The organism is Paraburkholderia sp. CI2, from assembly GCF_014201055.1.
GTDB classification, from domain to species: domain Bacteria; phylum Pseudomonadota; class Gammaproteobacteria; order Burkholderiales; family Burkholderiaceae; genus Paraburkholderia; species Paraburkholderia tuberum.
Genome location: NZ_JACHDL010000013.1, coordinates 90,368 through 106,345, shown reverse-complemented (window position 1 = coordinate 106,345; position 15,978 = coordinate 90,368). Strand labels below are relative to the sequence as shown.

General features: G+C 63.1%; 12 protein-coding genes. 11 read left to right on the top strand and 1 reads right to left on the bottom strand.

Annotated features, from left to right (window positions below):
* Window positions 1–28 precede the first annotated feature (28 nt).
* The 8 genes from atpE (at window position 29) to HDG32_RS19135 (ending at window position 8,115) form a co-directional block, all read left to right on the top strand.
* A complete protein-coding gene (gene atpE, locus HDG32_RS19170; protein ID WP_007180033.1) occupies window positions 29–298 on the top strand; it encodes a F0F1 ATP synthase subunit C in 270 nt (89 codons plus the stop codon).
* Window positions 299–434: 136 nt separating this feature from the next.
* Complete coding sequence (locus HDG32_RS19165; RefSeq protein ID WP_090802394.1) at window positions 435–905, top strand: F0F1 ATP synthase subunit B; 471 nt, start codon at window positions 435–437, stop codon at window positions 903–905.
* A gap of 2 nt (window positions 906–907) precedes the next feature.
* Window positions 908–1,447 carry a F0F1 ATP synthase subunit delta gene (locus tag HDG32_RS19160; protein ID WP_184051706.1) on the top strand — a complete coding sequence of 180 codons (540 nt, stop codon included), beginning with the start codon at window positions 908–910 and terminating at the stop codon, window positions 1,445–1,447.
* Between the two features lie 56 nt (window positions 1,448–1,503).
* Window positions 1,504–3,045 (top strand): F0F1 ATP synthase subunit alpha, encoded by a 1,542-nt coding sequence (atpA, locus tag HDG32_RS19155; RefSeq protein WP_184069849.1) that lies wholly within the window; start codon window positions 1,504–1,506, stop codon window positions 3,043–3,045.
* A 140-nt stretch (window positions 3,046–3,185) separates the two neighbouring features.
* A complete protein-coding gene (atpG, locus tag HDG32_RS19150; protein WP_184069847.1) occupies window positions 3,186–4,070 on the top strand; it encodes a F0F1 ATP synthase subunit gamma in 885 nt (294 codons plus the stop codon).
* A gap of 101 nt (window positions 4,071–4,171) precedes the next feature.
* Entirely contained in the window at window positions 4,172–5,566 is a 1,395-nt protein-coding gene (gene atpD, locus HDG32_RS19145; RefSeq protein WP_184036913.1) for a F0F1 ATP synthase subunit beta, read from the top strand.
* Window positions 5,567–5,724: 158 nt separating this feature from the next.
* Window positions 5,725–6,150 carry a F0F1 ATP synthase subunit epsilon gene (locus tag HDG32_RS19140; RefSeq protein ID WP_008917918.1) on the top strand — a complete coding sequence of 142 codons (426 nt, stop codon included), beginning with the start codon at window positions 5,725–5,727 and terminating at the stop codon, window positions 6,148–6,150.
* Window positions 6,151–6,384: 234 nt separating this feature from the next.
* Complete coding sequence (locus HDG32_RS19135; protein ID WP_184069845.1) at window positions 6,385–8,115, top strand: AMP-binding protein; 1,731 nt, start codon at window positions 6,385–6,387, stop codon at window positions 8,113–8,115.
* 815 nt (window positions 8,116–8,930) lie between these two features.
* On the opposite strand, the gene HDG32_RS19130 is transcribed toward HDG32_RS19135, so the two are convergent.
* Window positions 8,931–9,722 carry a transporter substrate-binding domain-containing protein gene (locus tag HDG32_RS19130; protein ID WP_184051712.1) on the bottom strand — a complete coding sequence of 264 codons (792 nt, stop codon included), beginning with the start codon at window positions 9,720–9,722 and terminating at the stop codon, window positions 8,931–8,933.
* 294 nt (window positions 9,723–10,016) lie between these two features.
* On the opposite strand from HDG32_RS19130, the gene hemE reads away from it, so the two are divergent.
* The 3 genes from hemE to HDG32_RS19115 all read left to right on the top strand — a co-directional run bounded on the left by hemE (window position 10,017) and on the right by HDG32_RS19115 (window position 15,429).
* Window positions 10,017–11,117 carry a uroporphyrinogen decarboxylase gene (hemE, locus tag HDG32_RS19125; RefSeq protein WP_184051714.1) on the top strand — a complete coding sequence of 367 codons (1,101 nt, stop codon included), beginning with the start codon at window positions 10,017–10,019 and terminating at the stop codon, window positions 11,115–11,117.
* 474 nt (window positions 11,118–11,591) lie between these two features.
* On the top strand, window positions 11,592–13,829 hold the full coding sequence (locus HDG32_RS19120) for a primosomal protein N' (protein WP_184069843.1): 2,238 nt from the start codon (window positions 11,592–11,594) through the stop codon (window positions 13,827–13,829).
* 169 nt (window positions 13,830–13,998) lie between these two features.
* Window positions 13,999–15,429 carry a YeiH family protein gene (locus HDG32_RS19115; RefSeq protein ID WP_184069841.1) on the top strand — a complete coding sequence of 477 codons (1,431 nt, stop codon included), beginning with the start codon at window positions 13,999–14,001 and terminating at the stop codon, window positions 15,427–15,429.
* Window positions 15,430–15,978: the final 549 nt, after the last annotated feature.

The following is a 15,978-nucleotide window of genomic DNA, read 5'->3' as shown; positions in this document are numbered from 1 at the left end:
CTAAAAGACTTTTCACAAAGGAGTGATCATGCAAGCTTTCATCGCCAACATCCAGGGTCTGACCGCCATCGGTATCGGCATCATCATCGGCCTGGGTGCTATCGGCGCCTGTATCGGTATCGGTCTGATGGGCGGCAAGTACATCGAAGCATGCGCCCGTCAACCGGAACTGATGAACCCGCTGCAAACCAAGATGTTCCTGCTGGCTGGTCTGATCGATGCGGCGTTCCTGATTGGCGTTGGTGTGGCAATGCTGTTTGCGTTCGCGAACCCGCTGCTCTCGAAGCTGGCAGGCTGAGGTTCCTCGGAGGTTTGCGCCTGAGCTATAACAGGTAAAGGCGCAGGGCGGAACGGGTACTGGGGCGCTGATCGAGCAGAATCGATGAGCGCCTTGCCGTTTCACTTTCCGAACTAGCAACGTTTAAGGAAACACCGTGAATCTCAACGCAACCCTGTTTGCGCAAATGGTCGTGTTCCTGATCCTCGCGTGGTTCACGATGAAATTCGTGTGGCCGCCGCTGATCAACGCCATCGACGAGCGCGCGAGGAAGATCGCCGACGGTCTGTCCGCCGCGGAAAAGGGCAAGCAGGAACTCGAAGCCGCTCACAAGCGCGTCGACCAGGAACTGGCTCAGGCTCGCAACGACGGCCAGCAACGCATTGCCGACGCTGAAAAGCGCGCTGTCGCAGTCGCCGACGAAATCAAGGCTCAGGCGCAGGCGGAAGCCGCCCGCATCATCGCGCAGGCGAAGGCCGACGCGGATCAGCAAGTCGTGAAGGCGCGCGAAGCGCTGCGTGGCGAAGTTGCTGCACTCGCTGTGAAGGGCGCTGAACAGATCCTGCAGCGCGAAGTCGACCAGGCGGCTCATGCTGACCTGCTGAATCAACTGAAAGCCGAGCTCTGATCATGGCCGAACTTGCAACCATCGCCCGTCCGTACGCGGAAGCGCTGTTTGGCGTGGCCGAAGCTGGTGACATCGCCGCCTGGTCCACGCTCGTGCAGGAGCTGGCACAGGTTGCGCGTCTGCCCGAAGTGCTGTCGATCGCCTCGAGCCCGAAAGTGAGCCGTGCCCAGGTAAGCGATCTGCTGCTGGCCGCGGTCAAGTCGCCGCTCAAGGACGACGCGCAAGCGAAGAATCTGGTGCAGATGCTGGTGGACAACCATCGCCTGCAGCTGCTGCCGGAAATCGCCTCGCAGTTCGAAGAGTTGAAGAACGCCCGCGAAGGGGCAGCAGATGTGCTGATCGTCAGCGCATTCCCGCTCGAAGGTGCGCAGTTGAACGAACTCGTCGCAAGCCTCGAACGCAAGTTCAAGCGCAAGCTGAAGCCGACGGTCGAAGTCGATCACTCGCTGATCGGCGGCGTACGCGTGACGGTCGGCGACGAAGTGCTCGATACCTCGGTCCGCGCGCGGCTCGCCAGCATGCAAACGGCCCTGACGGCCTGAAGCGCTTCGCGTTTTAGCGGCTGGCACGCAACAGAATTGACTATCAGGAGCGAATAATGCAACTCAATCCCTCTGAGATCAGCGAGCTGATCAAGAGCCGGATCCAGGGCCTTGACGCGAGCGCAGACGTTCGCAACCAGGGCACCGTGATCTCCGTGACCGACGGTATCGTGCGTATCCACGGCCTGTCGGAAGTGATGCAGGGCGAAATGCTCGAATTCCCGGGCAACACCTTCGGTCTCGCACTGAACCTCGAGCGCGACTCGGTCGGCGCCGTGATTCTGGGTGAATACGAACACATTTCGGAAGGCGACGTCGTCAAGACGACGGGCCGCATTCTGGAAGTGCCGGTGGGTCCGGAACTGCTCGGCCGCGTGGTCGACACACTCGGCAACCCGATCGACGGCAAAGGCCCGATCAACGCGAAGAAGACCGATGCAATCGAAAAGATTGCTCCGGGCGTGATCTGGCGTAAGTCGGTTTCGGAACCGGTCCAGACCGGTCTGAAGTCGATCGACGCGATGGTGCCGATCGGCCGTGGCCAGCGTGAGCTGATCATCGGCGACCGTCAGTGCGGCAAGACCGCAGTCGCAGTCGACGCGATCATCAACCAGAAGGGCAAGAATCTCGTCTGTATCTACGTCGCGATCGGCCAGAAGGCTTCGTCGATCATGAACGTGTTGCGCAAGCTGGAAGAAACTGGCGCGCTGGAGTACACGATCGTCGTGGCCGCTTCCGCTTCGGAATCGGCCGCGATGCAATACCTCGCGCCGTACGCCGGCTGCACGATGGGCGAATACTTCCGCGATCGCGGCCAGGACGCGCTGATCGTTTATGACGACTTGACCAAGCAGGCTTGGGCATACCGTCAGATCTCGCTGCTGCTGCGCCGCCCGCCGGGCCGTGAAGCTTACCCGGGTGACGTGTTCTATCTGCACTCGCGTCTGCTCGAGCGTGCTGCTCGCGTGTCGGAAGAGTACGTCGAGAAGTTCACCAATGGTGAAGTGAAGGGCAGGAGCGGTTCGCTGACGGCACTGCCGGTCATCGAAACGCAGGCAGGCGACGTGACCGCATTCGTTCCGACGAACGTGATCTCGATTACCGACGGCCAGATCTTCCTTGAAACCGACCTCTTCAACGCAGGTATCCGCCCGGCAATTAACGCTGGCGTGTCGGTGTCGCGTGTGGGTGGCGCGGCTCAAACGAAGGTCGTGAAGAAGCTGTCGGGCGGTATCCGTACCGACCTGGCGCAGTACCGCGAACTCGCTGCGTTCGCGCAGTTCGCATCGGACCTCGACGAAGCGACCCGCAAGCAGCTCGAGCGCGGCCGCCGCGTGACGGAACTGCTGAAGCAGCCGCAGTATCAGCCGCTGCAAGTGTGGGAACTGGCTGTGTCGCTGTTCGCGGCGAACAACGGCTATCTCGACGACCTCGAAGTTGCTCAAGTCCTGCCGTTCGAAAAGGGCTTGCGCGACCACCTGAAGTCGAGCCATGCTGACCTGGTCAAGCGTATCGAAGATACCAAGGAACTCTCGAAGGACGACGAAGGCCTGCTGCACACGGCCGTCAAAGACTTCAAGAAGTCCGGCGCTTATTGATCCGCGAGTGATCCGCAAGGCATAAACGGACCTTGAAGCGGCGCGGGCCGCATGCGAATGCTCCCGCGCTACTTCGGCCGCATTGCATGGGACCCGAGTAAGCGCTAAAGCGCTAACTCGGGCCGACAAAGGAGCAAGCAATGGCTGGAATGAAGGAAATTCGCGGCAAGATCAAGAGCGTGCAAAACACGCGCAAGATCACGAAAGCGATGGAGATGGTGGCCGCCTCCAAGATGCGCCGCGCTCAGGAGCGCATGCGCGCTGCTCGCCCGTATGCCGACAAGGTCCGCGATATCGCCGCGCACATGAGCCGTGCGAACCCGGAGTATCGTCACCCGTTCATGGTGTCGAACGAAGGCGCGAAGGCGGCCGGCATCATCCTCGTCACGACTGATAAAGGTCTGTGCGGGGGGATGAACACCAACGTGCTGCGTGCGTCGCTGCAGAAGTTCAAGGAACTGGAAGGCCAGGGCAAGACGATCGAGGCAACCGCGATCGGCAGCAAGGGCCTGGGCTTCCTGAACCGACTGCAGGCGAAAGTCGTGTCGAACGTCGTGCAACTGGGCGATACGCCGCATCTGGAAAAACTGATCGGCGCTGTGAAGGTGCAGCTCGACCTGTACTCGGAAGGGAAGATTTCGGCGGTGTACCTCGCGTACACGCGCTTCGTCAACACGATGAAGCAGGAGCCGGTGATCGAGCAACTGCTGCCATTGTCGGCGGACCAGTTCGAGCGCACGGAAGAAGACGGTACGACGCCGAGCACGCAGTGGGACTACATCTACGAGCCGGATGCGCAGGCAGTGGTGGACGAACTGCTGGTGCGTTATGTCGAAGCGCTGGTCTATCAGGCCGTCGCGGAAAACATGGCATCGGAGCAGTCGGCCCGCATGGTCGCGATGAAAGCCGCTTCGGACAACGCGAAGACGGTCATCAACGATCTGCAGCTCGTCTACAACAAGAGCCGTCAGGCCGCGATCACGAAAGAACTGTCGGAAATCGTCGGTGGAGCGGCGGCCGTCTGACCCCGGTCAGGCAGGTCGTTGCGTGTGCGCCCGAGCGGCGCACCCATCGGAGAAACTGCGCCTTTGCGCGAGTGAAGAATTGAGTATCTAAAGGAAAAGCGATGAGTACTACTGCTTTGGTAGAAGGCAAGATCGTACAGTGCATCGGCGCGGTGATCGACGTGGAATTTCCGCGTGAAACCATGCCGAAGATCTACGACGCGCTCATTCTGGAAGGTTCGGAACTGACGCTCGAAGTCCAGCAGCAGCTGGGCGACGGCGTGGTCCGTACCATCTGTCTGGGTGCTTCGGATGGTCTGCGCCGCGGCACGATCGTCAAGAACACGGGCAACCCGATCAGCGTGCCGGTCGGCAAGCCGACCCTCGGCCGTATCATGGACGTGCTTGGCCGTCCGATCGACGAAGCCGGCCCGATCTCGAGCGAAACCACGCGTGCGATCCACCAGAAGGCTCCGGCGTTCGACCAACTGTCGCCGTCGACCGAGCTGCTCGAAACCGGCATCAAGGTTATCGACCTGATCTGCCCGTTCGCGAAGGGCGGTAAGGTGGGTCTGTTCGGTGGCGCCGGCGTGGGCAAGACCGTGAACATGATGGAACTGATCAACAACATCGCGAAGGAACACGGCGGTTACTCCGTGTTCGCCGGTGTGGGCGAGCGTACCCGCGAAGGGAACGACTTCTATCATGAAATGAAGGACTCGAACGTTCTCGACAAGGTCGCGCTGGTGTACGGCCAGATGAACGAGCCGCCGGGCAACCGTCTGCGCGTCGCGCTGACCGGCCTGACGATGGCCGAGCACTTCCGTGACGAAGGCCTCGACGTGCTGTTCTTCGTCGACAACATCTACCGTTTTACGCTGGCCGGTACCGAAGTGTCGGCACTGCTCGGCCGTATGCCGTCGGCAGTGGGCTATCAGCCGACGCTGGCTGAAGAAATGGGTAAGTTGCAGGAGCGTATTACGTCGACCAAGACTGGCTCGATCACATCGGTGCAGGCCGTGTACGTCCCTGCAGACGACTTGACCGACCCGTCGCCGGCTACGACCTTCGGCCACCTCGACGCAACCGTCGTGCTGTCGCGTGACATCGCTTCGCTCGGTATCTACCCCGCGGTGGACCCGCTCGATTCGACCTCGCGTCAGATCGACCCGCACGTGATCGGCGAAGAGCACTACTCGATCACGCGCGGCGTGCAGCAAACGCTGCAGCGCTACAAGGAACTGCGCGACATTATCGCGATTCTGGGCATGGACGAACTCGCGCCGGAAGACAAGCTTTCCGTCGCGCGCGCTCGCAAGATTCAGCGTTTCCTGTCGCAGCCGTTCCACGTCGCTGAAGTGTTCACGGGTTCGCCGGGCAAGTACGTGCCGCTGAAGGAAACGATCCGTGGCTTCAAGATGATCGTCGAAGGCGAGTGCGACCACCTGCCGGAGCAAGCGTTCTACATGGTCGGCACGATCGACGAAGCCTTCGAAAAAGCCAAGAAGATCCAGTAAAGGTCGGGTGTAACGAAGCGGGTGCCGACCTCGCGCATCACGGCTGCCAAAACGGTAGTGTTGCGCAAAGCCAGCGTCTCTGATTACGCTCAACCCGCCTTGCATGGGACGGGAGTCAGCACTCAAGCGCTAACTCTCGTCGACAGGAGTCGACACATATGGCAACCATTAAAGTAGACGTCGTCAGCGCGGAAGAGGAAATCTTCTCGGGCCAGGCGAAGTTCGTCGCGCTGCCAGGCGAAGCGGGTGAACTCGGCATTCTGCCGGGCCACACGCCGCTCATCACGCGGATCCGTCCGGGTGCGGTGCGCATCGAAGTTGAAAACGGCGAAGAAGAGTTTGTGTTCGTCGCCGGCGGCATCCTCGAAGTCCAACCGGGTGCAGTGACGGTTCTCGCCGACACCGCGATCCGCGGCAAGGATCTCGACGAAGCCAAGGCCGAAGACGCACGCAAGCGTGCGGAAGAGGCGCTGCAGAACACGGGCTCGAACCTCGAGTACGCGACCGCACAGGCGGAACTCGCGTACGCGACGGCGCAACTCGCGGCAATCCAGCGTTTGCGCAAGCTGCGCGGCCAGCACTAAAGCAGCACGTAGTAGAAGAAAGCAGCCTGCGCGGCTGCTTTTTTTTGATAGCTAGTTGACGTTTACGTAAAGGTCGGCAAAATCCACGAGATTGGAGAAGCGGACGGTCGCCGCTCGCCGCGCTCGATGCGACGTGGTGCGGGTAAGACTTGATGCCGGCCGGATACGCGCCGGTGCACAATCGATTTCAAATTCATTTCAATCGAGCGCGCTTGCGCTCACGGAGACAACACCATGGCAACGCATAGCTCGGGAGAAGGTGCGCTCATCGAACCCGCGGATGGACTGTCGTATGTGCGCGGGTCGACTGAAAATCCGTTGAGCGAAGCGACCGTCGGCGAGCTTCTGCGCGACACCGCGGCGCGCTTTCCCGACCGGCCGGCCGTGGTGTTTCGGGAGCAGCGCATCCGCTGGACGTGGAGCGAATTCGCGCAGGAAGTGGATGTGCTTGCGTCCGGGCTGCTTGCACTCGGCATCGCGAAGGGCGATCGCGTCGGCATCTGGTCGCCGAACCGCGTCGAGTGGCTGCTGACGCAGTTCGCGACCGCGCGTATCGGCGCGATCCTCGTCAACATCAATCCTGCCTACCGGCTCGCGGAGCTCGAATACGCGCTGAACAAGGCCGGTTGCAAGACGATCATCACCGCCGAGCGCTTCAAGACGTCGATGTACCTCGAGATGCTGCAGGAACTCGCGCCCGAATTGGCGACGCAGCCGCCGGGTGAACTGCATGCCGCGCGGCTGCCGGAACTGCGCTACGTGATCCGCATGTGCGACACGGAGACGCCAGGCATGCTGAGCTTTTCCGACGTGATCGAGCGTGGCCGTGCGTCGTTCGACGCCACTCGGCTCGATGCGATCGGCGCGACGCTGTCGTGCCGGGAGCCGATCAACATCCAGTTCACGAGCGGCACGACGGGCAATCCGAAGGGCGCGACGCTGACGCATCGCAACGTCGTGAACAACGCGCGCTATATCGCGATGGCGATGCGGCTCAGCGAGCAGGACGGCCTGTGCATTCCAGTGCCGCTGTACCACTGCTTCGGGATGGTGCTGGCGGTGCTAGCGTGCGTGTCGGTCGGGGCGAACATGGTGTTTCCGGGCGAGGGCTTCGATCCGGCCGCGACACTCACCGCGACCGCGGAGGAAAAATGCACCGCGCTGCACGGCGTCCCGACGATGTTCATCGCAGAACTCGACCATCCGACCTTCCCCTCGTACGACTTCTCGCGGCTGCGCACCGGCATCATGGCGGGCTCGCCGTGCCCGATCGAGACGATGAAGAAGGTCGTCTCGAAGATGCACCTGAGCGAGATCACGATCGCCTACGGCATGACGGAAACCAGCCCAGTCTCGTTCCAGAGCTCGACGACCGATCCGCTCGACAAGCGTACGACGACAGTCGGGCGCATCCAGCCGCATCTCGAAGTGAAAATCGTCGATCCGCTCGGCAATATCGTGCCGGTCGGCGAAACGGGCGAGCTATGCACGCGCGGCTACTCGGTGATGCTCGGTTACTGGGGGGACGACGCGAAGACGCACGAGAGTATCGTCGACGGCTGGATGCACACGGGCGACCTGGCGACGCTCGACGCCGAAGGCTACTGCAACATCGTAGGCCGGCTGAAGGACATGCTGATTCGCGGCGGCGAAAACATCTATCCGCGCGAGATCGAGGAGTTTCTGTTCCGTCACCCGAAGATCCAGAGCGTGCAGGTGTTCGGCGTGCCCGATACCAGGTATGGCGAAGAAGTATGCGCGTGGATCGTGCTGCGGACCGGCGAACAGGCGACGGCAGAAGAAATCCAGCAGTTCTGCCAGGGACAGATTGCGCATTACAAGGTGCCGCGATATATCCGCTTCGTCGATGAACTGCCGATGACCGTGACCGGCAAGGTGCAAAAATTCGTGATGCGCGAACGGATGATCGGCGAGTTGAAACTCAGAGAGGACAAGACGGCATGACGCCGCCGCAGCACGCTGCGCAGCCAAATATGCCAAATAGGTACGGTAGAACGGGAATTGGGCGGCGAGGATTCGTCGCGCGCAAACGTTTGAGCAGGCGAAAAAAAAGCGGGCCTGGAGCCCGCTAAAAACCACACGCTACGGGGTTAGCGCGAGGAGACCAAAGATGGGACGGTTATCACGACGCCCCTGCGTCGATGACGGCCCCAGCAGGGATGCCCCTTTACAGGGCTTCGGCAAGCGCCGACCGGCAAGTGCATCGTATCCGCTCACACCACGCACACAGCCACATCCGTGTTGAAACCGTTGAGGGCATTGTGGGCGAATTACCCTAGGAACGCGGTAACAAAGTGTTTCAGGTTGTAACGCCCGCCAGATAAGGCGCTGCGGGATTTATTGCCAAAATGAAACCTTTAAAACGTAGTTATTACCGATGACTACGCCGCAATTTAATACGCATGATTGATGCCATTCATGACGCCTGGTGCAGCAGAAATTGGGTCACTCATCAGCGTGAAATGGTTGCGTCTGCAGCGTTCGAGCGACGAATTTCCTGCGGAACCAGCGCTGTGACCCTGCCCCGAAATACATCGCAATTCGATGAAAAACCTGTGATGCAATGCAGCAAAGCGAATCCGCTTGTGCAGCGTATTGGAAAGGGGCGCATCGCTGCACCTTGGACCTGACCCGGACAGTTATACGACCCGACGACGTCGCCCTTCGTTACATCATCGCCGGCGCCCAAATTTCCAGGCGCGCGCAGGCCGCCCTCGCAATCAGTCAGCAGCTGACGCCCTCCAACGGACACGGTCGGCTTACTTCAACCACTTGTCCGAGATAGCCTGATACTCGCCGGTCGCTCGAGCGAGATGCAGCCACTGATCGACGTATTGCTGGAACGCGACATCCCCGCGCGGTAGCAACCAGGCCTTCTCGCCGTACTGGAACGGCTTGTCCGGATGCACCGAGCAGAGGCCGGGATTGAGTTTCTGCTGCAGCAGCGTTTCCGACGCATCCGTCACCATCACGTCCGCCTTGCCCGCGAGGATCTGCTTGAAGATCGTCACGTTGTCCGGATAAACGGTCACGTTTGCGTGCGTGAAGTATTGCTTCGCGAACTTCTCGTTGGTGCCCCCCGGATTGACGATCACACGTGTGGACGGTTGATCGATCTGCGCGACCGTCTGATATTTGTTGACGTCATCGCAACGGACGATCGGCGTTTTGCCGTCGATCATGTAAGCCTGTGTGAAGAACGCATGCTTCTGGCGCTCGAGCGTCGGCGACACACCGCCAATGCCGATGTCGCACTTTGCGACGAAGTCGTTCATCAGGTTCGACCACGACGTCTTGACGAACTCGACCTTCACGCCGAGCGACTTCGCGAGCGATTCAGCCATGTCGATATCGATGCCCTCGAACTGGCCATCGCCCCTGTAGAACGAATACGGCTTGTAGTCGCCGGTAGTGCAAGCGCGCAGCGTGCCGCGGCTGATGATGTCGTCGAGCCTGGACGGCGCGGGCGCGGCGTTTTGCGCGCTGGCTACGCCGACGTGCATCAGGACGCCGGCGAGCGCGCCGAGCATTGCGAGTGCTGCCTTCTTCATCGAGTCTCCTGGTGGTGTGTAGTGTGCAATTCATCGGTAAAGCTGTCGGATAGTAGCTTGGCAGCGCGGGCTTGAACATCGGCCGTTCAGCCAGGGCGGCCCGGGCAGCGGAAGACATCGACCCTGACCCGTGCGGGCAGTGGCGCGCGGTAGTTGATCGAGGTGCGTCCGAGCTGCTTTCCGCCCGCTTCCCACGACGCGCCGCCGCAACATTCATTACCCCGCGACGCGCGATGTCCGGAGCCGCCTCCGGTAAAATGCTCCTTTGCCCTCAGCTCTTCAGTCGCACGCAACGTGGCCCATCAACTCCTGAACGACACTTTTCTGCGCGCGCTGCTGCGCCAGCCCACCGACTACACGCCGATCTGGCTGATGCGGCAGGCAGGCCGCTATCTGCCGGAATACAACGCCACGCGCGGCCGCGCGGGCAGTTTCCTCGGTCTCGCGAAGAACCCGGCTTTCGCGACGGAAGTCACCTTGCAGCCCCTCGATCGCTATCCGCTCGACGCCGCCATCCTGTTCTCCGACATCCTGACCGTGCCCGACGCGATGGGCCTCGGTCTCGAGTTCGTCAACGGCGAAGGGCCGAGATTTGCCCGTCCGGTGCGCACCGAAGACGACGTCGCGCGCCTGGCGGTGCCCGACATCGACGCGACACTGCGCTACGTGACCGACGCCGTGCGTGAAATTCGCTCGGCGCTGAAGGACGCGCAAGGCCGCCAGCGCGTGCCTCTGATCGGCTTCTCAGGCAGCCCGTGGACGCTCGCGTGCTACATGGTGGAAGGCGGCGGCTCGGCGGACTTTCGCACCGTCAAATCGATGCTGTACGCGCGTCCCGATCTGCTGCAGCGGATTCTCGAGGTCAACGCGCGCTCGGTCGCGGCCTATCTGAACGCGCAGATCGAAGCTGGCGCGCAAGCGGTGATGATTTTCGACACATGGGGCGGAGCGCTCGCCGATGGCATCTATCAGCGCTTTTCGCTGCGCTACATCGAGCAGGTGGTCAGCCAGCTGAAGCGCGAACACGACGGCGAAAAAGTGCCCGTCATCGCGTTCACGAAGGGGGGCGGCTTGTGGCTCGACGACATCGCCGCGAGCGGCGTCGACGCGGTGGGCCTCGACTGGACAGTGAACCTCGGCAAGGCGCGCGAACGTGTCGGTGGCAAGGTGGCGCTTCAGGGCAACATCGATCCGTCGGTGCTGTTTGCGCCGCCTGCCGCGATCCGCATGGAAGCGCGCGCGGTGCTCGACAGTTTCGGCAACCATCCCGGCCACGTTTTCAATCTGGGTCACGGCATTTCACAGTTCACGCCGCCAGAGCATGTTGCTGAACTGGTCGACGAAGTGCATCGTCACAGCCGCGCTATTCGTAGTGGCGCACATACGCCCGCGTGAGTGTGTAATCATTACCGTTTCTTGTTGCATCGCAGCGAATTGGGCTCTCGGCCTAAGGACCGCAGCTCCGCGAATAGGCCGCCAGATGGTGGTCTTACGAAAGTCAAGAGCCGACTTATGCACACTTCGCACGCTGCGCCGCGGTAGAGACTTTAATCGTGCCCCGACCCTTGCACATACTCGGCGCATTTGATCTGAGCCTTGTCGGGCAAGGGTTTGCGGGGCGCGTGACGAAATGTGCGGAATCCCACACAAGGCCGTCGCGGCGCCGTTTGCGGCCCATCGAAGCGAAGTTCTCAACAAAGTTATCCACAGGGCCGCGAGCCGAGCGCAATTGTTCAGTCGAATCCAAAACTTAGCGGTGAAATTAAGGTTTTACTTTAACTTCGACGGCTTCGCGTCCCATGCGACCCACCCCGCGCCGCGAGTTGGCCTCGTGCCGGCTCATCCTCAGCGCCACGCCGAGTGAACGAAATGTTCGTCCGCGTCGCGCTCGACCATCCGCTGCCGACCCTGTTCGACTACCGCTGCGACATCTCCGGGGCGGCTGTCGTAGGCACGCTCGTCAGCGTTCCGTTTGGCAAGCGGCACGTGGTGGGGCTCGTTTGCGAAGTGACCGCTCACAGCGACGTGCCGGCCGAGCGCCTGCGTGATGTGGACCAGGTCTGCACGGCGTGTCCGCCGGTGTCGACACATTGGCTCGCGCTCGCCGCATTCGCCGCGGACTACTATCAGCGCGGTCTCGGCGAAGTGGCGCTGCCGGGGCTGCCGCAGGCGCTGCGCGACGCGTCGCGCTGGTCGCGGCTGTTCGCCCCGGAAGAGCGCTATCGGTTGACGGCCGAGGGCCGCACGGTATTGCCTGACGCCTTGCCGGCCCGCGCGACCGCGCTCCGAGCGCTCGCGCAAGCGCTCGCTCGAGCCGACTTCCTCCTCGCTGCCGACGCCCGCGCGCTGCATCCGAAGGCGCTGGCGACACTCGACACATGGCAGACGGCAGGCTGGGTCACGCTCGATGTGATCGACGCCGCCACGGTGCCCGCCGCCGCGTCGCTGCCGAACATGCCCGCGCCTACCCTGCCAACCCTCACCGACGAACAGGCGAGTGCCGTCGAAGCGATCCGCGACGCCCACGGCTTCGCGCCGTTCCTGCTGCACGGGGTGACGGGCAGCGGCAAGACCGAGGTGTATCTGCGCGCGCTCGCCGCGATTCTGGCCGGCAAGCCCGATGCGCAAGCGCTCGTGCTGGTACCGGAAATCAACCTGACGCCGCAGTTCGAGGCGGCGTTCCGCGCCCGCTTCGCCGCGCTCGACGCCAGCGCGATCGTCACGCTGCATAGCGGCCTCGCCGAAGGCGAGCGCGCCCGCAACTGGTTCGCCGCGCACACCGGCCGCGCGCGCATTGTGCTCGGCACGCGGCTCGCGGTGCTCGCGTCGCTGCCGCGGCTGGCGATCATCGTCGTCGACGAGGAGCACGATCCGGCCTACAAGCAGCAGGAAGGCTTGCGCTATTCGGCGCGCGATCTCGCGATCTATCGGGCGAAGCAACTCGGCGTGCCGGTCGTGCTTGGCTCGGCGACGCCGTCGCTCGAGAGCTGGTGGCAGGCAGATCAGGGCCGCTACGAGCGGCTCACGCTGTCGCGCCGCGCCGTCGCCGAGGCCGCACTGCCGAGCGTGCGTCTCATCGATCTCGAAGACGAGCGCCGGCGCGGGCGGGCATCGATCGAAGGTTTGTCGGGCCCGTTGATCGCCGCGATAAAGGCGCGGCTCGAACGCGGCGAGCAGAGCCTCGTGTTCCTCAACCGCCGTGGCTACGCGCCGCAACTCGCCTGCGACGCGTGCGGCTGGGTGGCCGGTTGTCCGCGCTGCAGCGCCTACGTCGTGCTGCACAAGCCCGAGCGCGCGCTGCGCTGCCATCACTGCGGCTGGGAGTCTCGTATCCCGCGTTCGTGCCCGGAGTGTGGCAACGTCGATATCGCACCGCTCGGGCGCGGCACGCAGCGCGTCGAGGAAACGCTTGCGAGCGCGGTGCCGGGCGCCCGTGTGCTGCGTATCGACGCCGACAGCACGCGCCGCAAGGGCAGCGCGCAGGCGTTGTTCTCGGACGTGCACGCGGGCGAGGTCGATATTCTGGTCGGCACGCAGATGATCGCGAAGGGACACGATTTCCAGCGCGTGTCACTGGTTGGCGTGCTGAACGCCGATACCGCGCTGTTTTCGCATGATTTCCGCGCGAGCGAGCGCCTGTTCGCGCAGCTGATGCAGGTGAGCGGCCGCGCGGGCCGCGCCGGTCTGCCGGGCGAAGTGCTGGTGCAGACGCGCTATCCGCGTCACGCGCTGTATCACGCGCTGTGCCGTCATGACTACGTCGGCTTCGCCAATGCGACGCTCGCCGAGCGACGCGACGCGCACCTGCCGCCGTTCGTCTACCAGGCGCTGTTGCGCGCCGAAGGCCGCACGCTCGAAGCGGCGCTCGCGTTTCTGCAGCAGGCCGCCGCCGAACTTGCGCGGATTCCTGCCGCCGGGCGCGTCACCGTCTACGACGCAGTGCCGCTCACGATCGTCAAGGTGATGCACGTGCATCGCGCGCAGCTGCTGATCGAAAGCGCATCGCGCGCGGCGCTGCAGGCTACGCTGCGCGCGTGGCAGCCACTGTTGCGCGCGCTCAAGGGCGTGCTGCGCTGGAACCTCGAAGTCGATCCGCTCGACATCTGACGCCACGGGCCAGATGACGCCCGCCATACTTCTTTGAGTCATATCCATAGAGCGAATGATCGTTTCGCTTTGCGATCCCGCTCGCCTATAGTCGCCAAATCGGCGCATTTTGGGGCTAAACGACAATAACTTCGCGCCGATGCCACTCAACTTTCGCGGGGCATGTGCAATGAGCGACACCCATCACACCGTGCCGGAGGGCGCCGCGCCGGGTCAGCGGCAAGGTACACAAGACGCCCAAACCGCACGAGGCAGCGGCTTTTCGCTGACCGAAGACTGGCTCGCCGCGGGCGTCGGCCTGCTCGTGATCGTGATCGCGTGGGCGCTGTTCGCGTCGGGCAGCAGCATCAAGTGGCTCGCGGTTGCGCCGGCCAAATGGTCGAGCGTCGCGCAGGCCGCGCAGGACATCGGCAAGCATCTACCCAACTACCTCGCGCTATTCGCGACATTCGCGGTGCTGTTCGGCGCGAGCGTCGCCCTGCTCCGGCAGCGCGTCGGCGCGTTTCTCGCCGCCTTCATCGTCGTGTTCGTCGCTTCCGCGCTGATTCTGACGCTCGGCGCATGGGTCGACGCGTCCAGGTACAACCTCGAGCCGCCGCTCGTCGCGCTCGCGCTCGGGCTGCTCGTGTCGAACCTGTTCACGCTGCCGGAGTGGCTCGCGGCCGGGCTGCGCGTCGAGTTTTACATCAAGGTCGGTATCGTGCTGCTCGGCGCGACGCTGCCGTTCACGCTGCTCGTGTGGGCCGGTCCGGTCGCGGTCGTCCAGGCGAGCATCGTGTCATTGGTGACGTTCTTCGTGATCTTTCTCGTCGCGCGAGCATTCGGACTCGATCGACGCTTTGCCGCCGTGCTCGGTGTCGGCGGCGCGGTGTGCGGCGTGTCGGCAGCGATCGCGATTGCCGGCGCGGTACGGGCAAAACGCGAGCAGGCGTCGGTCGCGATCACGCTGGTCGTGCTGTGGGCGATCGTGATGATCTTCGTGCTGCCGTTCGCGTCGCGCTCGCTCGGACTGCCGACGGCCGTCGCCGGCGCCTGGATCGGCACCTCCGAATTCGCCGACGCCGCGGGCATTGCCGCCGCCCAGGCCTACGGCGATTTCGCGCGCCACGCGGGCGGCGCGATCGCCGGCGCGCCGGAAGCGTCGTTGCAGGCCTTCACGCTGATGAAGGTGGTCGGCCGCGACATCTGGATCGGCATCTGGGCGTTCGTGCTCGCAATCGTCGCGACGACGCGCTGGGAAGCGCAGGACAGCGGCGTCGCCGCGCGCGCGAATGCCGGTGAGATCTGGGCGCGTTTCCCGAAGTTCGTGATCGGCTTCGTGATCGCGTCGGCGTTGGTCACGTGGATCGCGAGCCATTATTCACTCGCCGATTACCGTAAGGTCGTCACGCCGGAGTTCGTCGCGCCGATCACGGTGCTGCGCACGTGGGCGTTCACCTTCTGCTTCCTGAGCATCGGTCTGACGACGCGCTTCCGCTCGCTTGCCGCGACCGGTCTGAAGCCGTTCCTCGCGTTCACAGCGGGCGTGGTGGTCAATATCGCGATCGGTTACGCGCTGTCCGCACACGTGTTCGCGTCGTACTGGAACAGCCTCGGATAACGCCGTGAAGATTTCGATGGATCGTGGCGCCGGCGCTGCGCCATACATAGGCGCCGTAGAGCGCAGCAGCGCGGCGGACGCGCCCTGCTGCGCCGCATGCCGGCATCGCGTGAGCGAACGGGATGCGCTCGAGCGGCGTATCCCAGGGCTTGCCGTGTTCAGTTCAGGGTTCGGCGCGAGCGTCGCCGATAGCCGACTGTGTGGTCTGCATGACCAGTTGGTATCGCCCGGCGATGTCTGTGCGCGGTTCGAGCCGGTTGCGCCGTCGCTCGGGCCGCGCTGATCCAACAAGCGATCTTCAGGCGCAAATCCCCGCGCCAAGCCAGTCGCGAATCCCCACACTCGCGCGCATCCGGCTTCATGAGCCGTTGCGCGCCCTCTCCTGATCTCAGTCGTTCAGCGCGTTTCGCGTATTGCCCGCCGATCCACGCGAGGCCGCGCTCGCACGCTTGCGCTCCTCTTCGCGCCGATTCGAGCCCCTTGTCGCGCCTCGAATGAAAAACACCGCACAGGTCGCGCACATCGCCCAGATGCCCAGTATTACCAGCC